General features: G+C 69.3%; 21 protein-coding genes. 13 read left to right on the forward strand and 8 right to left on the reverse strand.

Annotation, left to right across the window (positions count from 1 at the left end):
* Nucleotides 1–154: 154 nt before the first annotated feature.
* From cysG to ACT6QK_RS07445, 10 genes are all read left to right on the forward strand, one after another.
* Entirely contained in the window at nucleotides 155–1,540 is a 1,386-nt protein-coding gene (gene cysG, locus ACT6QK_RS07400; RefSeq protein ID WP_444597179.1) for a siroheme synthase CysG, read from the forward strand.
* On the forward strand, nucleotides 1,537–1,815 hold the full coding sequence (locus ACT6QK_RS07405) for a DUF2849 domain-containing protein (protein WP_444597180.1): 279 nt from the start codon (nucleotides 1,537–1,539) through the stop codon (nucleotides 1,813–1,815). The genes cysG and ACT6QK_RS07405 overlap by 4 nt, the downstream gene beginning before the upstream one ends.
* Nucleotides 1,815–3,482 (forward strand): nitrite/sulfite reductase, encoded by a 1,668-nt coding sequence (locus tag ACT6QK_RS07410; RefSeq protein ID WP_444597181.1) that lies wholly within the window; start codon nucleotides 1,815–1,817, stop codon nucleotides 3,480–3,482. The genes ACT6QK_RS07405 and ACT6QK_RS07410 overlap by 1 nt, the downstream gene beginning before the upstream one ends.
* Nucleotides 3,469–3,852: a DUF934 domain-containing protein gene (locus tag ACT6QK_RS07415; protein WP_444597182.1), complete on the forward strand. Its 384-nt coding sequence runs from the start codon at nucleotides 3,469–3,471 to the stop codon at nucleotides 3,850–3,852. The genes ACT6QK_RS07410 and ACT6QK_RS07415 overlap by 14 nt, the downstream gene beginning before the upstream one ends.
* On the forward strand, nucleotides 3,849–4,553 hold the full coding sequence (locus ACT6QK_RS07420; RefSeq protein WP_444597183.1) for a phosphoadenylyl-sulfate reductase: 705 nt from the start codon (nucleotides 3,849–3,851) through the stop codon (nucleotides 4,551–4,553). Before ACT6QK_RS07415 ends, ACT6QK_RS07420 begins: the two co-directional genes overlap by 4 nt.
* Before the next feature lie 81 nt (nucleotides 4,554–4,634).
* On the forward strand, nucleotides 4,635–5,963 hold the full coding sequence (locus tag ACT6QK_RS07425; RefSeq protein ID WP_444597184.1) for an Hsp70 family protein: 1,329 nt from the start codon (nucleotides 4,635–4,637) through the stop codon (nucleotides 5,961–5,963).
* Nucleotides 5,964–6,012: 49 nt separating this feature from the next.
* Nucleotides 6,013–6,225 (forward strand): hypothetical protein, encoded by a 213-nt coding sequence (locus tag ACT6QK_RS07430; RefSeq protein ID WP_444597185.1) that lies wholly within the window; start codon nucleotides 6,013–6,015, stop codon nucleotides 6,223–6,225.
* 153 nt (nucleotides 6,226–6,378) lie between these two features.
* A complete protein-coding gene (locus ACT6QK_RS07435; RefSeq protein WP_444597186.1) occupies nucleotides 6,379–7,737 on the forward strand; it encodes an FAD/NAD(P)-binding protein in 1,359 nt (452 codons plus the stop codon).
* A 96-nt stretch (nucleotides 7,738–7,833) separates the two neighbouring features.
* Nucleotides 7,834–8,286, forward strand: a complete 453-nt coding sequence (locus tag ACT6QK_RS07440) for a MucR family transcriptional regulator (RefSeq protein ID WP_444597187.1) — start codon at nucleotides 7,834–7,836, stop codon at nucleotides 8,284–8,286.
* A gap of 23 nt (nucleotides 8,287–8,309) precedes the next feature.
* A complete protein-coding gene (locus tag ACT6QK_RS07445) occupies nucleotides 8,310–9,770 on the forward strand; it encodes a nucleoside hydrolase-like domain-containing protein (protein WP_444597188.1) in 1,461 nt (486 codons plus the stop codon).
* On the opposite strand, the gene ACT6QK_RS07450 is transcribed toward ACT6QK_RS07445, so the two are convergent.
* From ACT6QK_RS07450 to ACT6QK_RS07465, 4 genes are read right to left on the reverse strand one after another with little or no spacing between them, the layout of a single operon-like run.
* Nucleotides 9,771–10,358: a class I SAM-dependent methyltransferase gene (locus ACT6QK_RS07450; RefSeq protein ID WP_444597189.1), complete on the reverse strand. Its 588-nt coding sequence runs from the start codon at nucleotides 10,356–10,358 to the stop codon at nucleotides 9,771–9,773.
* Between the two features lie 17 nt (nucleotides 10,359–10,375).
* Entirely contained in the window at nucleotides 10,376–11,452 is a 1,077-nt protein-coding gene (locus tag ACT6QK_RS07455) for a glycosyltransferase family 4 protein (protein ID WP_444597190.1), read from the reverse strand.
* Nucleotides 11,453–11,454: 2 nt separating this feature from the next.
* Entirely contained in the window at nucleotides 11,455–12,390 is a 936-nt protein-coding gene (locus ACT6QK_RS07460) for a glucosamine inositolphosphorylceramide transferase family protein (RefSeq protein ID WP_444597191.1), read from the reverse strand.
* Between the two features lie 18 nt (nucleotides 12,391–12,408).
* Complete coding sequence (locus ACT6QK_RS07465; protein WP_444597192.1) at nucleotides 12,409–13,368, reverse strand: hypothetical protein; 960 nt, start codon at nucleotides 13,366–13,368, stop codon at nucleotides 12,409–12,411.
* Between the two features lie 180 nt (nucleotides 13,369–13,548).
* Between ACT6QK_RS07465 and ACT6QK_RS07470 the strand changes: the two genes are divergently transcribed.
* From ACT6QK_RS07470 to ACT6QK_RS07480, 3 genes are all read left to right on the forward strand, one after another.
* Entirely contained in the window at nucleotides 13,549–14,073 is a 525-nt protein-coding gene (locus ACT6QK_RS07470) for an RNA polymerase sigma factor (RefSeq protein ID WP_444597193.1), read from the forward strand.
* A gap of 109 nt (nucleotides 14,074–14,182) precedes the next feature.
* A complete protein-coding gene (locus tag ACT6QK_RS07475) occupies nucleotides 14,183–15,136 on the forward strand; it encodes a FecR family protein (RefSeq protein WP_444597194.1) in 954 nt (317 codons plus the stop codon).
* A gap of 61 nt (nucleotides 15,137–15,197) precedes the next feature.
* Nucleotides 15,198–17,603, forward strand: coding sequence for a TonB-dependent receptor domain-containing protein (locus tag ACT6QK_RS07480; protein ID WP_444597195.1), 2,406 nt, complete (start codon nucleotides 15,198–15,200; stop codon nucleotides 17,601–17,603).
* A gap of 30 nt (nucleotides 17,604–17,633) precedes the next feature.
* On the opposite strand, the gene ACT6QK_RS07485 is transcribed toward ACT6QK_RS07480, so the two are convergent.
* From ACT6QK_RS07485 to ACT6QK_RS07500, 4 genes are all read right to left on the reverse strand, one after another.
* The gene (locus tag ACT6QK_RS07485) at nucleotides 17,634–20,042 is read right to left on the reverse strand and encodes a glucan 1,4-alpha-glucosidase (RefSeq protein ID WP_444597196.1); all 2,409 of its coding nucleotides are present in this window, start codon (nucleotides 20,040–20,042) and stop codon (nucleotides 17,634–17,636) included.
* An 11-nt stretch (nucleotides 20,043–20,053) separates the two neighbouring features.
* Nucleotides 20,054–20,992 carry an alpha/beta hydrolase gene (locus ACT6QK_RS07490; protein WP_444597197.1) on the reverse strand — a complete coding sequence of 313 codons (939 nt, stop codon included), beginning with the start codon at nucleotides 20,990–20,992 and terminating at the stop codon, nucleotides 20,054–20,056.
* A complete protein-coding gene (locus ACT6QK_RS07495; protein WP_444597198.1) occupies nucleotides 20,989–22,494 on the reverse strand; it encodes an MFS transporter in 1,506 nt (501 codons plus the stop codon). The genes ACT6QK_RS07490 and ACT6QK_RS07495 overlap by 4 nt, the downstream gene beginning before the upstream one ends.
* 211 nt (nucleotides 22,495–22,705) lie before the next feature.
* A partial coding sequence (locus ACT6QK_RS07500; RefSeq protein WP_444597199.1) for a glycoside hydrolase family 97 C-terminal domain-containing protein occupies nucleotides 22,706–23,078 on the reverse strand: 373 nt, incomplete at its 5' end.

The raw sequence follows: 23,078 nt of genomic DNA on the forward strand, positions 1-23,078 counted from the left end.
CTCGGTTCGCTTTCAGAAAAACTGCACACGCCCGGCGCGCTGCCGCGGCCGATAGAAAACCTGTCAGCGTCTCCAGACAAACTCGTTTGTCGCGCACGGGCGGGCCTCGCTACCCCGTCACCTCCCACAGGCTTTCCCTGCCCGGAAGAGATCCATGCGCGTCTTTCTCGCCTCCATCCCCATGGACGACGCCCGCGTCGTCGTCGTCGGCGACGGCGAGGCGGCGTTGGCGAAACTGCGGCTGTTCGGCAAGACGCCGGCCGACCTGGTCTGGTTCGCGCCCAACGGCGCCCCGACCGGACCGGGCGCCCTGCAGGGCGGCCCGGAAGCCATCGTCCGCGTCCCGACCGCAGAGGACCTGAGGGGGGCGCGGCTGGTTTTCGTCGCTGTGGATGACGCCGATCTGGCCGTCGAACTCGCCGCCTTGGCCCGCGCGGCGGGGGCGCAGGTCAACGTGGTGGATCGGCCCGCCCTCAGCGATTTTCACACCCCGGCCCTGATCGACCGCGACGAGGTGGTCATCGGCGTGGCCACCGGGGGATCGGCCCCCATCCTGGCCCGCGACGTGCGCAGCCGGATCGAGGCGGTCCTGCCCGCCGGCCTGACCCAGGTGGCGAAACTGGCCCGCGACCTGCGCGAGACCGTCATCGCCTCGGTTCCCGATTTCATGGCGCGGCGCCGGTTCTGGGAAAAGGCCTTCCGGGGCCCCGCCGCCGATCTCGCCGCCTCGGGCCGCCCCGCCGAGGCCCGCCGCGAGATGCTGCGTCTGCTGAACGTCGCGGCCCCCGAACAGGGCGTGGTCCACATCGTCGGCGCCGGTCCGGGCGATCCCGAACTGCTGACGCTGAAGGCCCTGCGCGTGCTTCAGGACGCCGACGTCATCATTCACGACAAGCTGGTGCCGGAGGCCATCCTCGACCGCGCCCGCCGCGACGCCCACCGCCTCTATGTCGGCAAGAGCCGCTCTAACCATTCGGTGCCCCAGGACCAGATCGAGACCCTGATGGTTGAGGAAGCCCGCAAGGGGCAGCGGGTCGTCCGTCTGAAAGGCGGCGATCCCTTCGTCTTCGGTCGAGGCGGCGAGGAGCTGGAGGCCATGCGTCGGGCGGGGGTGCCCGTCTTCGTCGTGCCGGGCATCACGGCCGCGCTCGGCTGCGCGGCCTCGGCCGGCATCCCCCTGACCCACCGCGATCACGCCCAGTCGGTGACCTTCGTCACGGCCCAGGAAAAGCCCGGGGGCGTCGCGCCGGACTGGTCGCGACTGGCCGGACCGAACCAGACCCTGGCGATCTATATGGGCGCCGGCCGTGCGGCCGAGACCGCCGCCCGCCTGATCGAGGCCGGGCGCGATCCGCAGACCCCCGTCGCCATCGTCGAGAACGGCAGCCGCCCGGACGAGCGGGTCATCAACGGCGCCCTGGCCGACCTCGGCGATCTGGTCGCCCGCGCCCATCTGACTGGTCCGGCCCTGCTGTTCGTCGGCGAGTGTGCGGCGTTCAGCGCGGCGGAACTGGATGTGCGGGCGGAGTTGGTCGCATGAAGATCGTCACCGCCAACCGCCTGTCCGACGGGCGCGTCATCTATGCCGACGCGAACGGCGCGCCCGTGGAAAGCCTGTCATTGGCCGGGGTGTTCGAGCCCGAGGCGGCCGAGGTCGTCCTGGCTGAGGCTGCTCGCAACCCTGCCGTTTTCGTCAATCCCTATCTCGTCGAGGTCGCCGGTCACTCGCCGTCCGGCCGCGACCGGCTGAAGGAGACGATCCGTTCGACCGGACCCACGGTCGGCAACAGCCTCCATGCCCATGAGACCGCCTGATGTATCGCTATGACGAGTTCGACGCCGCCCTGGTCCGGGAACGGGTCGAGGAGTTCCGCGACCAGGTCGCGCGCCGGGCCTCCGGCGAACTGACCGAGGACCAGTTCAAGCCGCTGCGGCTGATGAACGGCGTCTATCTGCAACTGCACGCCTATATGCTGCGCGTGGCCGTGCCCTATGGCGTCATGAACGGCGCTCAGATGCGGCGGCTGGCTCATGTCGCCCGCACCTATGACAAGGGCTACGGCCACTTCACCACCCGATCGAACATCCAGTTCAACTGGCCCGCCCTGACCGACCTGCCGGCGATCCTGTCGGACCTCGCCGAGGTCGAGATGCACGCCATCCAGACCTCGGGCAACTGCGTGCGCAACACCACCACCGACGTCTTCGCCGGCGCCGCCGCAGACGAGATCGAGGATCCGAGGCCCTGGTGCGAGATCATCCGCCAGTGGTCGACGATCCACCCGGAGTTCTCATTCCTGCCGCGCAAATTCAAGATCGCGGTCATCGGCGCCGAGACCGACCGCGCCGCCATCCGCACCCATGACGTGGGTCTGCAGATCGTGAAGGGTGAAGACGGTGAAACCGCCTTCCGCGTCTTCGTCGGGGGCGGGCAGGGGCGGCTGCCCCACATCGGTCAAGAGATCGCCTCCGCCGTGCCGGGCCGCGACCTGCTGGCCTATCTGACCGCGATCATCCGGGCCTGGAATCTGGAGGGTCGTCGCGACAACATCCACAAGGCGCGGATCAAGATCCTGGTCGCCTCGCTCGGCATCGACGCCTTCCGCGAGAAGGTCGACGCCCATTTCGCCACCCTGCGCCGGGAGGACCTGCGGGTGCCGGACGCCGAACTGGCCCGCATACGAGCCTATTTCGCCCCGCCGCCGTTCGCGGACCTGCCGAAGGTCAGCGGACCGTTCGATCGTGCGGTTCTGGCGGACCCCGACTTCGCCCGCTTCAGCCGCAACAACATCCGCCCGCACAAACAGCCGGGCTACGCCTCGGTGGTGATCTCGCTGAAGCCGGTGGACGGCGTGCCCGGCGACATCACCGACGCCCAGATGGAGGTCGTCGCCGATCTGGCCGAGCGCTATTCGTTCGACGAGGTCCGCGCCGCCTATGAGCAGAACCTCGTCCTGCCCCACGTCCGGCTCGACGACACGCCGGCCCTGTGGCGCGAACTGCTGGCGGCGGGTCTGGCCACCGCCAACGCCGATCTGGTCACCGACATCATCGCCTGTCCGGGGCTGGACTACTGCTCGCTGGCCAACGCCCGATCGATCCCGGTCGCCCAGGCCCTGTCGAAACGCCTCGCCGATATGGAGTGGCAGGAGAAGGTCGGGCCGGTCCGCATCAATATGAGCGGCTGTATCAACGCCTGCGGCCACCATCACATCGGCCACATCGGGGTGCTGGGCGTCGATCGCAAGGGCGAGGAATACTACCAGATCACCGTCGGCGGCTCCCCGGACGAACGGGCGGCCCTGGGCGAGATCGTCGGACGCAGCCTGCCCGCCGACGAGGTCGCGCCCGCCATCCAGCGCGCCCTGGACCGCTATCTGGAAATCCGCGCCGAGGGCGAGCGGTTCATCGACACCGTGCGTCGTCTGGGCGCCGATCCTTTCCGTCAGGCCATCTATGAGACGCTCGATGCAGTGGCTTGAAACCGCGCCCGAGGGCGTCCGCCTGCCCGTGACCACGCCGCTGGAGGAGGTCGAGGCCATGGCCGCCGTCGGCGCCGAGACCATCGTGCTGGAATTCCCCGCCTTCCGTGACGGACGGGGTTTCTCCCTGGCCTCGGTCCTGCGCGAGCGGGGTTATCAGGGGCGGTTGATCGCCGACGGCGCCCTGCTGCCGGATCAGGCGCGGCACCTGCGTCGCTCCGGTTTCGACGCCGTGGTATTGGGCGAGGGGGCCGACGTCTCGGCCTGGGAGCGGATGGATGCGGCCTTCAGCGCCGCCTATCAGCCTGCGGTCGATCCAGTCGCGCCCGTATGGCGTCGTCGCGGCCGGGCGGAGGCGAAGGTGCTGTGACGACCCATCTGATCGACCGGTTGAACCGGCAGGCCGCGGGGCTGGATGCGGACGGGGTTCTGAGGCTGGCCCTGTCGGCGGCCGCCGGTCTGAACCCAGTCGTGCTCTCGTCCTTCGGCGCGGACGCCGCTGTGCTTCTGGCCCATGTCGCCCGGGTCGATCCGACGATGCCGGTCGTCTTCCTCGACACCGGCATGCACTTCTTCCAGACCCTGGCGTATCGCAGGAGCCTGTCGGAACGGCTGGGCCTGACGGAGGTGCGTCTGGTCGTTCCGGCCCCGGAGGAAACGGCTGGACTGGACCCCAAGGGCGACCTGTGGCGCAGCGACACCGACGCCTGCTGCGACCTGCGCAAGGTCCGGCCGCTTCAGCGCGCCCTGGGCGGCGCGGACGCCCTGATCACGGGCCGGACTCGGCATGAGACGGTCGAGCGGTCGGACATGAGGCCCTTCGAGCTGTTCGAGGGCCGGATCCGGGTCAATCCTCTGCACGACTGGACCACGGATCGGCTCCAGGCCTGGATCAAGGCCGAAGGCCTTCCGGCCCATCCCCTGGTCGAGCAGGGCTATCCCTCCATCGGCTGCTGGCCCTGCACCCGGGCGGTGGAAGCCGGGGGTGACGCCCGCAGCGGCCGTTGGTCGGGGGCGGAGAAGACGGAATGCGGCATCCATCTGGGCGGACGGATCGCTGCGCCGGCCTGACCCATCGAGACCTGGCGCCGTCGTCCCTTGATCCGGGCCTGAAATCCTTTAGGAACGCCCGCCCAGCGCGGAGCCTCCCCCATGATCCCCTCTGCGGCGCCGACCCTCGGCATCGACTTCGGCACGACCAACACCGTCGTCGCCCTGACCGACGGTCGGGGCGAGGCCGTGGTCGTGCGCTTCGACGCGCCGACGGGCGAGTTGACGGCGTTTCGGTCGACCCTCAGCTTCCAGCTTCATCCCCGCGCGGACGGCCGGACGCCCGAGCGGGTGGTCGAGGCCGGGCCCTGGGCCATCGACGCCTATGTCGAGGATCCGCTCGACACCCGGTTCATCCAGTCGTTCAAGACCTTCGCCGCCAGCGCCGCGTTCACCGAGACCACGATCGACAACCGTCGCTACCGGTTCGAGGACCTGCTGGCCGCCTTCCTGCTGCGGCTGCGCCATCATGCGGGGGAGGGGATGGCGACCCTGCCCGCGCGGGTCGTGGTGGGGCGACCCGTCACCTTCGCGGGGTCGTCGCCCAACGAAGCCCTAGCGCTGGAGCGGTATGAGGCCGCCTTCGCCCGACTGGGGTTCACCGACATCCGCTATGCGCACGAGCCGGTCGGCGCCGCCTTCTTCTTCGCGCGGAAACTGACGAGGGCGGCGACCGTTCTGGTCGCCGACTTCGGGGGCGGGACCAGCGACTTCTCCATCGTCCGTTTCGAGCCGTCGCCACAGGGGCTGAGCTCCACGGCTCTGGCCCGGTCAGGCGTCGGGGTGGCGGGCGACGCCTTCGACTACCGGATCATCGACCATCTGGTCTCGCCGGAACTCGGCAAGGGCGGTCAGTATCGCAGTGCGGGCAAGGTCCTGCCCATTCCCTCGCGCTACTACAGCGCCTTCGCCCGCTGGGACCAACTGGCCCTGCTGCGCGCGTCGCGGGACATGCGCGACATCCGGTCGTTGGCCCGCACCGCGCTGGAGCCCGAAAAGCTGGACCGGTTGATCGAGATCCTCGACGACAACCACGGCTATGAACTCTACCGCTCGGTCTCGGCGCTGAAGATCGCCCTGTCGCAACAGGAAGAGGCGACCTTCCGGTTCGAGGCAGGGTCTGTCCGCATCGAAAAGTCCGTTGCCCGCGCCGATTTCGAGAGCTGGATCGCGCCTGAACTGGCCGCCATTGAGGGCGCCGTGGACGAAGCGGTCACCCGCTCGGGTCTGGGGGCGGACGGCATTGGCCGCGTCTTCCTGACCGGCGGCACCTCCTTCGTGCCCGCCGTGCGCGACATCTTCCTGCGCCGGTTCGGCCCGGACCGTATCGAGAGCGGCGGGGAGTTCGAATCCATCGCCTCCGGCCTGGCCCTCATCGGGCGCGAGGCCAACCTGGACGCCTGGACCGAGGCCGTTCCGGTCCGGGCATGACGCGGCGCAGCATTTGCTCTAAGAGGGCCTGCCTTCAAGAGCCTGGATCATGACCTTCGGACCCCAACTCAAAGCCGCCCGCATGATCCTCGGCTGGGACGAGGCCACGATGGCGCGCGCCCTGCGTCTGGCCGGAACCCCGGATAAGGCGGCCGCGCGCGTGCGGGAGATGGAACTGGGCAAGCGCGACATCAGCGGCCCGGTGCAGGTCGCGGTCGAGGCCCTGCTCAGCGGCTGGCGTCCCACCGGCTGGACGGAATAGCCGGTCCGACGCCCTGGGTGTCGCCGACGGGAATGACGGCCTGTGAGCTCGCCTCGTCGGACCGGCAGAAATGCTGGTTCGCCATCCGCTCCGGGCCGCGCTACCGAATAGACCCAGCGGCCGTCGCGCCCTGACGCAGGCATGGAAGAGCCAATGTCGTCCGACTGTCCGAAAGTCGTCGTGGTGGGAGCCGGTTTCAGCGGCTTGCTGACCGCGATCCAGCTTCTGCGACAATCGCCCTGCGTGGGCGTGACCCTGGTGGAGCGCCGTGCCGCCTTCGGACCCGGTACGGCCTATGACACCGGCAACGCCGACCACCTGCTAAACGTGCGCCTCGGCAACATGAGCGCCTTCCCGGACGAGCCGGGTCACCTGTCGGACTGGCTGGCGCGCCAGCCGTCGTGGCAGGCCAGCGGCCAGTTCATCACGCGCGGCGCCTTCGGGGCCTATCTGATGCAACTGCTGGACGAGGCCCTGGCCGACAATCCCGGCCGGTTCCACCTGGTGCGCGGAGAGGTGGCGGCCCTGGACCGCGGCGAGGGGGCGTGGCGGCTGTCCCTGGCCGGGGGCGAGGCGCTCGCGGCCGACGCGGTGGTGCTGGCGGTCGGCAATCAGGAGCCCGCCACGCCGGAGGGGGTGGAGGCCGAGGTGCGTCGGTCGCCCCTCTATGTCGAGAACCCCTGGACCGCGAACGACCTGCCCGACAGCGCCCGAAAGGTCTTGCTGATCGGCTCGGGCCTGACGGCGGTGGACGTCGCCCTGACACTGGAGCGGTCCGGTCGGACGGTGACCATGATGTCCCGGCATGGGCTCTTGCCCCGCGCCCACGCCTCCGGGGCGGCGGGCGCGGTGACGGCCCGTTTCGCCGGGTCGCCCGCCCAGGTTCTGGGGCAGGTCAGACACCTGGCGCGGGATCGGGACTGGCGCGACGTGATGGACGCCCTGCGCGCCCAGGCCGGCGGCCTGTGGCGGGACTGGGACCAGTTCGAGCGGCTGCGCTTCCTTCGCCATCTGCGCCCCCTGTGGGAGGTGCACCGCCACCGTCTGGCCCCGGCGGTGGCGCGTCGGGTGTCCGGTCTGATCGCGTCTGGCCAACTCAGCGTCATCCCGGCGCGCCTGGTGGCGCTGCGCCTCTCCGGCCGGGGCATCAAGGCGACCTATCGCCCGCGTCGGGAGCGTGGTCCGTCGAGCCGCCAGTTCGACGCCGTGGTCAACTGCACCGGCCCATTGGGGCGACTGGCCCAGAGCCGGGATCCTCTGATCGTGCAGCTTCTAAGGCGGCGGTTCGTCGAACCCGACCCCTTGGGCCTGGGGTTCCACGTCGGCCCTGACGGGCGACTGGTGTCCACGCGCGAGGAGAGCCGGTCCCTGTTCGTCGTCGGCCCGCTCAGCCGCGGCGCCTTCTGGGAAATGACCTCGGTGCCCGACCTTCGCGTTCAGGCCCAGGAGGTCGCGCGCCAGATCTCGGACAGTCTGGCCAGCGACGCGCGCCCGAAGCGCGCGGTGGCCTGATCCGCCAGCCACTCATCTCTGACATCACGGCGTGAACAGACGGCTTTTCAGCGCCGCCGCAGGCCCTATAGTCGCGCCTTCACCCTGGAGATGAGAATGGCTGACGGAACGCAGGACAACGCCGCGCTGCTGGACATGACGGTGGGCATCGTCGCCAACTACGTCGGCGGCAACAAGGTCGAGGCGGCGGCGGTGCCGGGCTTGATCCAGGCCGTCTATTCCAGCCTCTCCAGCCTGGGCGGAGAGCCCGCGCCCGAGCCGGAGGCCCGGCCCGAACGCCTGACGGCCGCGCAGATCCGCCGCCTGATCACGCCCTCGGGCATCATCAGCCTGATCACCCAGCAGCCGTTCAAGTCGATGAAGCGGCACCTGACGACGCACGGCTATACGCCCGAAAGCTATCGCGCCCACTTCGGCCTGCCGAGCGACTTCCCGATGGTCCACCCCGACTACGCCAGGGCCCGTTCGGAACTGGCCAAGTCGATGGGTCTGGGCCAGGGCGGTCGCAAGCCCAAGGGCTCGGGCAAGGCGCGAGCCGCGAAGCGCTAGGTCTTCGGACCCAGAGCATGGCCATGACGTCCCGCCTTCGCACATGGGTCGCCCGGGCGTCGGCTCTCTGCGTCATGCTGCTGTTCGGCCTCCTGTCCGGGACGGCCGCTCTGGCCCAGAACGAGCCGAGGGATCGGCCACGCGTCATCGTCCTGACGGATATCGAGAACGAGCCCGACGACGCCCAGTCGCTGGTCCGGTTTCTGGTCTATTCGAACCAGTGGGACGTGGAGGGGCTGGTCGCCACGACCTCGATCCATCTGCGCGACCACACCGCCTCGTGGCGCATCCGCGAGATCGTCGAAGCCTACGCCAAGGTTCGCGACAACCTTACGCTCCATGAGCCCGGCTTCCCCACGGCCGAGCATCTGCGGTCGGTCGTGCGGGACGGGCAGCCGGCCTATGGCCTGGCTGCGATCGGGGAGGGCAAGATCTCGCCCGGCGCCCAGTTGATCATCGACGCCGTGGATCGCGATGATCCGCGTCCGGTCTGGGTGCTGGGCTGGGGCGGTCCAAACACCCTGGCTCAGGCGCTGTGGACCGTGCGCGAAAACCGGTCGCCCGAGGCCTTGCAACGCTTCGTCTCCCGCCTGCGAGTCTACACCATCTCCGACCAGGACGATTCCGGTCCGTGGATCCGCAGCGCGTTTCCCGACCTCTTCTACATCGCCAGCCCGGGCGTGCATGCAGGCGGCGGCTATCACGCCTCGACCTGGTCCGGGATCAGCGGGGACCGGTTCCACGGCCGGTTCGCCGGCGCCGACCACGCCATCGTCGACAACCCCTGGCTGGATACGCATGTCCGCGCGTTCGGGCCACTCGGCGCCCAGTATCCCCACACCGAGTTCATCATGGAGGGGGACACTCCGTCCTTCCTGAACCTGATCGACAATGGCCTCAGCGACCCGGAGCGGCCGGACCTCGGGGGCTGGGGCGGTCGCTACGAGCTCTACACGCCGCGCACCCGGGCCTGGTTCCTGTCGCCCGAGACCCGCCCCTTCTGGACCAATGCCGAAGACGAGGTGATAGGCGTCGACGGCGCCTGGCACACCGGCAATCAGGAGACGATCTGGCGCTGGCGCGAGGCCTATCAGAACGACTTCGCGGCCCGGATGCAGTGGACGGTGAAACCCTATGCAGAGGCCAACCACCCGCCAGTCGCGCGGCTAGGCCATCCAGATAGCCTGTCCGCCAAGCCGGGTCAGGTGGTGGAACTGAGTGCGACGGGCTCTACTGATCCCGACGGCGACGACCTGACCTACAACTGGTTCGTTTACAACGAAGCCGGAACCTTCGTGACCTCTCAAGGCCGGACCGGCGCGCCGGTCCGCATCGACGACGCCGACAAGGCGCTCGCTCGTCTGACCGTGCCGGAAAGCCGCCTGTTCCGGTTGGGGGAGATGCAGGTGATCCTGGCCGTCACCGACCGGGGCGAGCCGCCGATCACCCGCTACCGCCGGGTCGTCATCGACGTCCGGCCCTGATCAGCGCCGGACCAGACTGTCGTAGACGTGGGTCACGGTGTCGAAGCGCACGCGGGCGGGCTGGCCGGCGAAGGCGACCGGCTCGAACCAGGGTGCGGCCAGACCCGCCGCCAGGGGATCGTCGATCTTGTCGGTGTTCCAGCCCAGTAGCAGGCGACCACCGGGCCTGAGGATCTGCGCCTGGGCCTTCAGCGCGCGCGTCTGCTGGTCCAGGGAATCCGCGCCGTAGCCCAGCACGCCGTTGCAGACGACGGCGTCGAAGATCATGTCGCCGAACACCGCGTCGATCTCGCACACGTCGCCGGTGCGGTGCCTGCCCGCCACGCCCCAGCGCGCCGCGTCCGGGTCGATGTCGGTGGTCCAGACCTCGCCGCCCTGGCGCTCCAGCACTTCGTAGTCGGTCGCCGTATAGGCGCGGCAACCGACCCAGAGGATGCGTCCGCCCTCGGCCGCCAGGGCAGGCAGATAGGCCTCGGCCAGCAGGCGACGATCAGGCAGGTCGCGGATGCCGCGCGTGCGACGCTCCAGCCGTCGCCGGGCGGCGGCCTCGCCGAGGAATAGTCGGGTCAGAAAGCTGCGTCCGCCCATGGGGCCTCCCGTCGGGATCAGGTCCGCGTCGCGATCAGTTGACGCCGCAGATCGTCGAGTTCCGCCGCCCTTATGGCCGGGGAATAGAGCTGGGTCACGCGCGACTGGCCGGCGCGCGCCAGGTCGAGGCGGCGCACGGGCGTGTCGATCAGGCCGATCAGGGCGGCGGTCAGTTCAGGTGCTTCGGGCGGATCGACATAGACGGCGTGGTCGCCGCTGGCTTCCCTCAAACCGCCCCGGCCGGAGGAAATCAGGGCCGCGCCCGCCGCGTGCGCCTCCAGGGCCGTCAGGCCGAGGGCCTCGGCCACCCGCGAGGGCGTCACGGCGATGGCCGCCCGGCGGGTCACGGCCTGGACCTCGGACAGAGGGGCGGACTTGCGGATTTCGACACGGTCGCCGAACCGTTTCAGTCGCTCAAGATGCGGCTCGGCCCAGAGGCGGTGTTTGTCCCAGTCGCCGAGCATCAGGGCGCCGCGCCAGTCCGGCGCCTGATCCAGGGCCGCCGCCAGCGCCTGACAGAAGGCGTCCAGCCCCTTTTCATGCATCGCCCGGCCGGAGAAGAGGACCAACCTTTCCTTCCGTTCCGGTTCGCCGCGCCAGGCGTCGATGTCGATGGGGTTGGGAACCGAGGACACCCGGTCGGCCAGCGCCGGATAGTCCGCGATGAACTCGTCGCAGGCGGCCCGGCTGACGAAGATCAGCCGGTCGAAGGCCTTCAGCCGACGACCGTAGCGCCATCGCTCGAAGGGATTGCGCGGGCGTTTGATGCGCGTGTGGCGATAGAGGACATTGATCCGACCGGGACGCCGTCGCGCCAGCACCGCCGCATTGCCGAGGTGCTGGTGGTATTCGACGATGTCGGGCGCATAGTCGTCGAGCGCCTTTGACATGGACCGTATCCAGTCGCTCTTGCCACCCCGGGGCACGATGGTCAGGTCCGCCGTCAGCGGGTCGAGGGCCCCGCCGTCGCAGAACACCCGCGTCGCCGACCGCAGGCCGCTGTTGGCGTGCATGACGGCCGCCACCGTCTCCATGGAGTTGGCCGTGGCGCGGGACATCAGGCAGCCGCGAGGCATGACGACGGCGATCCGCATGGTCAGGCCGTTTCCGCCAGGATCTGGCTCCCGGCGCCGGGCCGGGGGCCGTTCAGCTTCAGCAGCCGCCTGAGCTTGTAGACGGTCCGCATCCAGCCTTCGGCGGGCGAACGGCGGAGGCCCTTGACGTCGATGAAGGTGACGTCCCCCAGACCGGACAGGGTGTGCAGGCCGTCCCCGAACCCCTCCAGCAAGCCGTTCGGCTCGAACCGGCGCACCCGCGTGGCGCGGAAATCGGTCGGCGTCAGTCCGTCGATGCGCAACAGGTCGATGGCCGCGCCATAGGTGTCCAGACAGTCCTGGACCGGCAGATACAGGGCCCCGTCCTGCACGAAGGCCGACCCGCCCGGGCGCGACGTGTGGAAGCCGGTTCTCACCGGATTGGCGGCATGCGGCGTCCAGGGTCCGAGCAGGGCGTCGGCGTACTGGACGTGCATCTCCCGCATCGCCCGATCCGCCGCGCCGGGCAGGGCGTGGAACATCCACCAGCGCCCGTCGTGCCGGATCACGGTGGCGTCGATCGCGGGGACGTCCAGGATCCGTCGTACCGGCTCCCACCGGTCGGGGAAGCGGGCGCAGCGATAGAGGGTCAGGCCGCCGCTCTTGTAGCCTTCGGGCAGCATGTAGAGGTCGCCGCCGTCCTCGATGAGGCATGGGTAGGACAGGTGAAACGGCTCGGCCAGGGCGATGCCCTGACCGACCAGGCGATCCTCCCGATCATACTGGTAGAAGTGGATTTCGCCCCGTCGCACCCGATAGTCGAAGGCCTCGACGAAGACGGTCAGCACCCCGTCGCGCTCGATGCCGAAGGGGTCGGCGATGAATTGAAAGGTCTTCGCCGGCGGGGCGATCCAGGTGATCTCCGCCCGGTTCAGCGGAGCAGCCGCGACCTGGGCCAAAGGGCGTCGGATGAAGCCGACGCGCCAGAGATCATACATTTGGAGACCCTGGCCGGTTCAGCGCAGTTCCGGCAGACGCCGCATCAGGGACTGGCGCAGCTTCCGGCCCCGATCCGCGGCGGTCCTGGGCTGGACGCGCTCGCACAGGCGCAGGCCCTGGCCCCAGTGTTCATGCAGGGCCCGGGCCAGATGCGGATGGCGGTCGTGCTGGTGGACGATGGGGCTGACGCCGCCGTCGGGGTTGATGACCTTGCCGTCCCGGAAGCTCAGTCGGTCGCCCGGCGTCATGCCGAGGGTGGCGACACGGCCGAAATTGTCCTTGATCTCCGCCTTCACCAGACCGAGGTGGACCGCCAGGTTGCAGGCGGCCTGGTCGGCGCCGAAGGCTCCGCCGATCTCCGAGCGCGGAATGGCGGCCAGCATCAGAAGGGTCCGGCAGAAGCGCAGCACGTCCTCGCGCGGCCCCATGATCGTGCCGACGCAGATGCAGGGCTTTTCGGCGACCGAGGCGGCCATCTCCTCGCCCACCAGGGCCGTGAGGTGCTTCATGTTGAAGGCGTGGTCGCCCAGGACGCCGTCCTCGTTCTCGACGAAGACCTCCAGGCGACGCGGCGGCGGTCCGAACGGCTCGGCCTGGAAGACCACGTCGCGCACATCGGTCAGCAGAACGTCAACGGCGTTCGGAAAGCGTTCGATCAGTCGAACATAGGCCGCGAACCGGGCCATGACCGGATGTGGCTCCCAGCCGGAAGCGACCTCGGGATGGATGGCCTCGACCCCGTTGTCGGCGAGAAGCTCCAGCACGTCCGCACGGTCGTCCACAACAAGGGCGACGGGGCCGTCGAATACCGCGCGCAGAGACCGCACGAAGGGGGCGATCATCGCCGCATCGTAGCCGGTGGCGTAACCCAGAACCAGATCGTCCGGGGCGGCCATGACGCGCGGCGCGCGTCCATCGGGCGTCAGAGCGGTCGAGAGCCAGCCCAGATAGGCGGACTTGGGCGTCGAGGTCTTCATCACGTCGTGTCCAACGGTCAGATCGCTCGGACCGGATAGGGTTTCGCCTGCGCGCCCGTGGGCGCGCACGGTCGTTCGTGGTTAAGACGGCGCCGTCTGATGCTTGCCTCAAAAAAATTCGCGCGGCATGAACGATGGCGCTGCGTCGCCGCGATCGCAGATGTGGGAGATCGCCCTTCATTGACCGCGCCGGACGCGCATCCTCTGATCCCGACCTACCTCGCCCAGCGCGAGGCGATGGCGCGCTTCTTCCGGGCGCGGCTGGGCGCCGACGGGGATGTCGAGGACCTGCTTCAGGATCTCTATCTCAAGGTGGTGGCCCTGGACGCCCGGACCGAGGTCCGTGATCCGCGCGCCTACCTCTATCGGCTGGCGTCCAATCTGATGATGGATCGATGGCGATCGGAGCGCCGAGCGGCCGCGCGCGACGGCGCCTGGCGCATGGTCGCCCATGACACCGACGGGGCCGAGGACCGCGTCGATGCCCCCTCGGCAGAGACAGTCGTGGCGGGGCGCCAGAGACTGGCGGCCCTGCACGCCGCCCTCATGCGTCTGCCGGACAGAACCCAGACCGTGTTCCGCCTGCACAAGTTGGACGGGCTCAGCTACGCCGAGGTGGCGGTGCGACTGGGAATCTCGCGCAGCTCCGTCGAGAAGCACATGATGGATGCGCTCCGGTTTCTCTCGACGAAGGTGCGACCATGACCGCAGAGTTTTTCACCGCTCGGGCGATTTTTTCGGAAGGTGGCGTCTTGTCGGCGGCGTCTAAGGAGCGGACGCCCAGTCGCGGGCCCGGAAATCGGTGTTCATTCCCATGACGACGGCGGAACCGATCGAGGCGCAGGCCCTGGGGTGGTTCGTCCGCCTCCAGGACGCCGACGCGCCTGAATCCGCCTGGCTGGAGTTTCAGACCTGGCTGGAAGCCGATCCGGCCCATCCGCGCGCCTATGATCGGGTCGAACAGGCCTGGGTCGAGATTGAACAATCGGCCCCGACCCTGCCGGCCGCCAACGACGACGCGCCCACGGTCGGCGGTCGGCGTCGCTCTCGCCCGGCCTGGCTCTATCCCTCTTTCGCCGCGGCGGCTGCTGCGGTGGTGGCCCTCGGCGTCTGGAGCCAGTTCAGCGTCGGCGCCGGGCAGACCTACAGCACCGGCGACACGCCGCAGACGGTGACCCTCTCCGACGGCTCCATCCTCTATCTCAACCGCCACACGGACCTGAGCGTCCGTATGGAGCGCGACCGCCGCCTGGTGACTCTCAGAGACGGGGAGGCGGCGTTCGACGTGGCGCACAATGCGGCCCGACCCTTTGAGATCGCGGCCGGAGATCACGACGTCAGGGTGCTGGGCACGGCCTTCAACCTGGTTCATCACGACGGCCAGTTCGCCGTCAGCGTCGAGCGGGGCGTGGTGGCTGTGCGTCCTGCGCGGGCGACGAGCGATCTGCGCCTGATCGCCGGCCAGCGCGTCGAACAGGCCGGGTCCGGCCCTGCGGTGCTGTCGAAGGTCGCGGCGGATGAGGCTTCCGCCTGGCGGCGCGGCGTTCTCATCTATCATGACGCCGATCTGGCCGAGGTCGGGGACGATCTGTCGCGTTATTTCGACAAGCCGGTTATTGTGTCCGTATCCGCCCAGAAACTGCGCTTTACCGGCGCCTTGCGAGTGGGCGATGAGGCCACCATGCTCGACCAACTTCAGGACTTCGTCCCCATACACGCCGCCCGATCCGACGCCGATGTGCGCCTGACCGCGCGTGAGGCCCGCTAGGGGATCATCTCGCCGCAAGGCGGCGGTTGCCGGGCGCTTCGCCTCTTCGTCCCTCGCCGTCTTGTGCTGTCTGGCCTTCGCCGCTCCGGCGCGGGCGACGACGGAGCGCGTCCAGGCCCTGCATATCCCGTCCCAACCCATCGACGAAGCCCTGCTGACCCTGGCGTTCCAGGCGCGGGTGTCGCTGGGCGGCGAGATCGGCGCCTGTCGAGGAACGACAGCCGGCCTGCACGGCGTCATGTCGCTCGAGACGGCGCTGAACCGGATCCTGGCGGGATCCGGCTGCACCTATGTCGTCCGGCCCAGCGGCTCGATCATCATCCGGCGGGCCCGACCTTTCTGGACGGCTCCCGCACGGCCTCCCAGGCCCCCGGCCACCCCGCGAACCGCCCCCAACGTGGAGGCGCCCGACGCAGATGTCGCCGAGCTCAGCGACGTCATTGTTCGCGCCGAAAGACGGCTTGAATCGCCACAGGTGGCGCCCGCCGCCGTGACCTCCCTGTCGGGCGAACAGATCATCGAGAACGGCCTGGCCGACGCCAACGATCTCAGTTCCATGGTGGCGGGGATGACCGTCACCAACCTGGGGTCGGGACGGAACAAGATCCTACTGCGCGGCATGTCTGACGGCGCCTTCACCGGCCTGACCCAGTCGACGGTCGCCCTCTATCTGAACCAGGCGCCCCTGACCTACAGCGCGCCGGACCCCGACCTGAAGCTGGTCGATCTGGACCGTATCGAGGTGCTGAGGGGGCCCCAGGGCACCCTTTACGGCACCGGGCCCATCGGCGGGGTGGTGCGGCTGGTGACGCGCAGGCCGGACCGGACGGCGAAGGATTTCGATCTGTCGCTGACCCGTTCGCTGACCCGGGGCGGGGCCGAGAACAGCGACTATTCCCTGGCCGCCAACCTGCCCCTGCTGAACGGCCGCGCCGCCGTTCGGGGCGTGATCTACGAGGAGGCGTTCGGCGGCTATATCGACGATGTCAGCATGAACCTGCGCCGGGTCAACGACGGGTCGCGGCGCGGCGGGCGGGTGGCCGCGCTGGTCTCGCTCGCGCCCGGTTGGGCGGTCACGACCGGCTATGTCCACCAGAAGATCGACACCGAGGACACTCACTACGTCTATCGCGTTCTGGGCGGTCTGCGCCGCGCCAACCTGGTGCGCGAGCCGCATGCCAACGCCTTCGACCACGGCTATGTCAATCTGGCGGGGCAGGGCGGCTGGGGGCGTCTGGACGCCTCGATCTCCTATGTGAAGCATCGGTTCGACAGCCGCTATGACGCCTCCTCGGCTCTTCCGGCCTTCGGCTCCGCCGGGCGGATCGGGGCGCTCGACGAAGGCAAGGACATCGGTCTTCTGGTGGGAGAGGCGACCTATCTGTCGCCCCGCGCCTCGCGGCTGCGCTGGCTGGTCGGCGCCTTCGTATCGACGGGTACGACGGACGCCGAAACGACGCTGGCGACCCTGCGACCCTTTCAGCTCCAGGCCTATCGCGAAGTGCGTAGGGATGATCTGGACGAGGTCGCTGTCTTCGGCGAGGCGGCCTACGACCTGACGCCCCGGCTGACGGCGATCGTCGGCGGCCGGCTCTACGGCTTCCGCTACCGCACGGTTTCGGAAGTCGAGCAGTCCGACATCATTCGACCCTTCGACGAAACGGGCCGCAACACCGGCCTGTCGCCCAAGCTCGCCCTGGCCTATCGCGCGGACGACCGCTTCAACCTCTACGCCCAGATCACCCAGGGGCACCGCACCGGGGGCTTCAACACGGCCGGTCCCGTGAACCAGGTTTTCACCGGCGCGGTCGGCCAGCCGGCGCGCGAGTACACGCCGGACACCCTCTGGAACTATGAGGTCGGCGCCAAGGCGCGGCTGTGGAACGGACGGGTGCAGGCGCGGATCGCGACCTTCATGGCGCGATGGAAGGACATCCAGAGCGACCAGTTCCTGCCCAGCGGCCTGGCCTATGCGGTCAATGTCGGCGACGCCGCCAACAAGGGGATCGAGATCGAGGCCAACTGGCAGGCGACGGACCATCTGGTCATCCGCGCCAACGCCCTGCTGGCCGATCCGGAAATCACCCGCCCCAGCCCCAACTTCAACTCGCGCGGCGACGCGGGCCTGCCCGGCGTCCCGGCCGCGTCGGCCAATCTCAACATCCAGTGGCGGCGGCCGCTGTGGCGCGACATCGAGGTCGTGGCGAGCAGCAACGTCGCCTATGTGGGCTCCTCGCGGCTGACCTTCGACGCCCGCCGCCGCTATCGCATGGGCGACTACGTGGACGGACGAATCTCGGCGGCCCTGGAGGCCGAGCACTGGTCCGCGACGGCCTTCATCGACAATCCGTTCGACAGCGAGGCCAACACCTTCGCTTTCGGCGATCCCTTCCGCCTACCCGAGGCCCTGGCCACGACGCCCCTGCGCCCCCGCACCGTCGGCCTGACCCTCCGCTGGAGGCCGTGAGCGGGGGCAGCGGCGCCCGATCTTCAGCGGTCAGGGCCGGGCGTAGCGGGCCTCGACGCTCTCGTAGCGATCCCAGACCCGGCGGTCGGCGACCGAACGGAGCAGCTTCAGATACTCCGCATGGGTCCAGGCCAGGGGCGTGGCCGAGTCGGTCGGCTGACCCAGGCGATAGTTGCGGGGGGTGGGGTTGCCGACGCCGTCCCAGGCCTGTTCGGGCAGCATCAGACCGTCTGCGGCGAACCGCTCCATGCCCCGGACATAGGTGCGGCGGACGGTCTGGACGTCGGTCCCGGCCGCCAGTTCATAGTGGCCGCGCTCGCCGGTGAAGAAGGGCCAGACCCGACCGCGCTGGCTCGGCGCCATCTGGCCGCCGATGCCGTAGTTCGCGCCCGTCACATGGTCCTCGCCATATCCGTCCACGCCGTAGCGGCGCCATCCGGGGGTGGTGTCGCCCGCCGGACCGAAGTCGTAGCGGACGCGGAACAGTTCCGGGAACGACTGATCGTCATACTCGGGCAGGGTCGCCAGAATCGACGGGGCGTCCGCCGCCCGCACGCCGTAGCGGACCAGTTCCAGGAAGCCGCCGTCCACGACCTTGTCCTGCGGCTGGCCGGGCTGGCCGTTGTTGTCGCCCATCAGGGCTTGGCTGTTGGGGTTCTCGGTCTTGGACAGGCGCATGAAGTAGCGGCCGTCGCCCAGCGCGCCCTCGGTGGTGAACATCCGCTGCTCGATCCTGCCCGCATAGTCGTCGGCGGCCGCCAGATAGCGATCGGCCGAGGCCGCGTCGCCGGAAGCCCGGGCGATGTCGGCGGCGGTCACCAGACCCGAGATCACGGCGGCGGTGGTCGAGGGCGAATGGCCGTCCTGTTCCTCCCACCGCTCCTGCTGGCTGTAGGGCGGCTTGATCGTGGCGTCGTTCCACAGAAGGCCGACCTTGCCGCCGTCCACGAGGAAGTCGGCGGCGGGCTTGATCATGCGGGCGTAGGCGGCGGCCATCTCGGCGTCAGACACGACGCCCGCCTTCCACAGCTTCCAGCCCAGCATGATGGGCATGGCGGTCTGGTCCAGTTGGACCCCGACCCATTCGATCTCGCCGTCCACATGGGTCTTCTGCAGGAACCAGCCGGTCGCGCCTGTATTGCCGGGGGTGTCGGCGCGGACCTGGACCTGGGGCAGGTAGCGGAAGGCGGCGGCGGGCGTCTGTTCATCGCCCAGGGCCAGCAGGGCCATGGCCACTTGATAGAAGTCTCGCGGCCAGACGGCCTTGTAGCCGGTCGAGGGTTTGGAGGCGTCGACCGTCTCGCCCCACGGGTTGGACAGGCTGGCGATCAGGGCGCCGGCGTGGGTGCGGTCCTCCTGCACCTTCAGCATCAGGGCCGAGGCATAGGCCAGCTTGCCACCGTCCATCGCCTGATCCGCCATGCGCGGAAGCTGGTCGAGGCTGGCGACATAGTCTTCCCAGCCGACCCGTTCGCCCTCGCCGTTGAAGCGGGCCAGAACCTCGTCGAGGCCGGTCGAGAAGCCGGCGTCGGCGGCGGCCTCGGCCTCGGCGGCGCTATGGCCGAAGCCGATGACGAAGTCGCGGGTCAGGGTCTGGCCCGCCGCCACGGTCGGCAGGGCGCCGGTCAGGACCACGGCGCCGGGCGTCTCGCCGGTCGAGGCGTAGGCCTTCGTCAGGCGGCCGTTGGCCTTCAGGTCGGCCAGGCCGTCGGAGGCGCCGAGGAAGCCCGCGCTGGCGGTCTCGAACGGCGCGCTGGGCCGCAGGGCCAGATGGGTGTTCCCCTCCGAGGCGGTCAGGGCGTGCGCCGAGGCCTGGGCCCGGTCGCCGCCGCCGGTGTTGGCCATGTGCGGCTCGAGGACCAGATAGGGTGTCACGTCGCCGTTCAGGGCCTTGATGGTTACCCGCACGACCAGGGCGTTGCGGTCCGGGTCGGTGAAGACCTGTTTGACCATCTCATACCCGCCGGCGTCGTCGGTGGTGGTCACCCGGTAGGCGGGCGACAGGGGCCGACCCTGCGCGTCCACATGCAGGTATTCCGTCCGGGCCGAGGTGTTCTCGCCCTCGATCGACAGCCCGCCTTCGGACGCCATGACGAACCGCAGATCCTTGATCTGGGCCTCATGGATCAGGCCGTACATGGTCTCGGTCAGGACGCCGTCGGCGAGGGAGAACCAGACCCTCGACACCGCGCCCGTCGGCCCGCCGTCGGCGTAGCGGCCATCGACATAGGCTTCATACGACGACCCGGCCCCGGTCTTGGCCGCGCTGGCCCAGAAGGTGGCCGCCCCCGGCGCGCCGGGGGCGACGGCGGAGGTCTGGACGGTCGGCGCGGCGACGACGGGCGGCGCGGCCTCGGTCGTGGCGCAGGCGGAAAGGGCGAGGGCCGAGACGGCGGCGGAGGCGGCGAGCTTCAGGCTCGGGCGGATCTTGAGGGTCATTGTCGGCCTCTCTACGCGGGACTGCGGGTCGGGTTCAGAAGGAAAATCAGGGGCACATCGAGGCGGCTGTTCCAGGACGCCTCGTTATGCTGGGCGCCGGGGAAGACGAGGCTGGTGAACCGGTCCGGCCCATAGCCCTTGCGGCGGAAGGCGGCGTCCACCTCGGTCTGGAACTCGGCGTAGAAGCTGTCGAGGGTCTCGTCGCCGCGGTCGAAATAGAAGCGGTGGGCGCTCGGCGCCGGCAGACCGCGCTCGATCACCCCGGTCCAGGCGGCGACCAGCCGCTCGCGCCAGGCGTCGAGTTGGGGCCCGGCCTCCAGCCCCTGGACCTTCAGCGGCCAGTGGGTGGACAGGCAGGCGGCGGCCGAGAAGACGTCGGGCCGCTTCATCACCGCATACATCGAGATCAGCCCGCCCATGCTGGAGCCGGACATGGTCGTATCGGCCGGGCCGGTCAGGGTGCGGAAGCGGCCGTCGATCAGAGGCTTCAGCTCCTCCGTCAGGAAGCGGACATAGCCGTCCGACAGGGCCGGGCCGCCGTAGATGGCCTGCACCTCGCCGCGCATGTCGTCAGGCAGGGCGGCCAGCAGGTCGGCGGGGATGTATTCGCGCAGCCGCAGGTCGGTGTTCCAGACCCCGACGACGATGGGCGCCCGGACCTGACCGCCCGAGATCAGCCGCTCCAGATGCTCGTCCACGCCCCATTCGCCGAAGTTGGCGGTGGCGGGGTCGAACAGGTTCTGGCCGTCATGCATGTAGAGGACCGGATAGCGGTCGTCGGTGGCGTCATAGCCGGGCGGCAGCCAGACCGTGACGTCGCGCGGCTTCACATGGGCCGAAGGCACGGCGGACAGGCGGATCAGCCGTCCTTTCGCGGGTTCGGCGGCGCGGACGAAGACGGGCAGGGCCAGCCCCGCCGTCGCGAGGGCGAGGAGAGCGCGCCGGTTCATGCCGCCTCCTTCACCCGGAGCGCCGCCAGGGCGGCCAGCACGAACGAGACCGCGCCGAGCACCAGGGCCCAGATGGCTTGGCCGTCGAAGAGCGACTTCAGGATGAGGCCCAGAACGGTCGCGGCCAGCAGTTGGGGCACCACGATGAAAATGTTGAAGACGCCCATATAGACGCCCATCTTCCGGTCCGGCACGGCCCCCGCCAGGATGGCGTAGGGCATGGAGACGATCGAGGCCCAGGCGAAGCCGACCCCGATCATGGGCAGCCACAACAGGCCCGGCTCGCGGATCATGAAGACCCCGAACAGGCCCAGCGCCCCCAGCACCAGCATCAGGGCGTGGGTCGCGCGCTTGCCGATACGCTTCGCCAGCGGCGGCAGGGCGAAGGCCGCCAGGGCCGCGACGCCGTTGTAGACGCCGAACAGGACGCCCACCCAGTCGGCGCCGGCCGCATAGGCCGCCGAGGTGGTGTCCGTCGCGCCATAGTGGACGCTGGTCACGGCGGCGGTGGTGTAGATCCACATGGCGAACAGGGCGAACCAGCTGAAAAACTGGACCACGGCCAGGCCGCGCATGGTCTCCGGCATGCGGAAAATGTCGTTCAAGATCTCGGTCGCGGCGTTGCTGACGCCCCGGCCCTGCATCATGCCGACGGCGATCATCAGCAGGCCGAAGCCGACGAAGAAGCCGGCCAGCACCAGCAACTCCTTCTCCAGATCGAAGAGGCCGATCAGGATGAGGCCCAGCACGCCGAGCGCCGCGCAGACCAGACCGGACCCCATCCAGCCGCGCACCGACCGGGCGGGCGGTTCGGGCGCATCGTCCACTCGCGCCACGGCGCGCGCTCGCTCGAAGGCGGCGATCTGTTCGGGGCTGTATTCCCTCGTCGTCAGCACGGTCCAGAGCACCGCCGTGAACAGGCCGAAGGCGCCGACGTAGAAGGCGATCTTGACCGACAGGGGCACGACGCCGTCCGCCGCCGTCGAGGCCACGTTGAAGACGTTCGACAGAACCCAGGGCAGGCAGGAGGCGAACACCGCCCCGGCGCCGATGAAGAAGCTCTGCATCGCATAGCCGGTGGTGCGCTGTTCCTCGGGCAGGTTGTCGCCGACGAAGGCGCGGAAGGGCTCCATGGTGATGTTGATCGAGGCGTCCATGATCCACAGCATGGCCGCGGCGAACCACAGCGACGGGCTGTTCGGCATGGCGATCAGGGCCAGGGTGGTCAGGATCGCCCCGACCAGGAAATAGGGCCGGCGGCGGCCCAGGGGCGTCCAGGTCCGGTCGCTGAAATGGCCGATGATCGGCTGGACCAGCAGGCCGGTCAGGGGCGCGGCGATCCACAGGATGGCCAGGCTGTCGACCTCGGCGCCGAGGGTCTGGAAGATGCGGCTGGTATTGGCGTTCTGCAGGCCGAAGCCGATCTGGATGCCGAAGAAGCCGACGCACATGTTCCAGATCGCCAGCGGCGACAGTCGCGGCCGGTGGGAGAGGAGGGTCATGCCTTGCCTCCCTCAGTCGCCGTCATACAACGGCGTTTACCCCGGCTCGGACGTCGAGCGGTTCGTGCCTCGCCCGTTCGCACGAGCGGCGGATCACCCGATCCTCGGGTCAAGCCCGAGGATGACGGAAGGGGGGTGATGCGCGTGGAAGAATTCGACGACGAATTCGGCGATGAATTCGACGACAGGGAATACGCCTGAGTAGTCGTCATCACCGACGCGCCCTTCCGACCGGCACGAAGCGGATGGCCTGTCCGCCGCCGGGGGCCAGGGCCAGGGTCAGGACGTCGGCCGAGGTGACGATCTTCTGCTCGATGACGATCGACTCGCGCTTGCCGCGATAGTCGGCGTCGGGGCCGTCGCGATAGATCTCGGCGCGATAGGTGCGGCCCGCGTCGAGGAAGTCGAGCGGCGCGGTCAGCACGCGCGGGTTCTCGTCGGTGATGGCGCCCAGGGCCCAGACGTCGCCGCCGCGTTCCTTGCGGGCGATGACGACATGGTCGCCCAGTTCGGCGGCGAGGACGCGGGTTTCCTCCCAGTCGACCGGCACGTCCTTGATGAACTGGAACGGCTCCGGGTTGGCC

The sequence above is a fragment of the Brevundimonas sp. genome, assembly GCF_052436175.1.
Taxonomy (GTDB): Bacteria; Pseudomonadota; Alphaproteobacteria; order Caulobacterales; family Caulobacteraceae; genus Brevundimonas.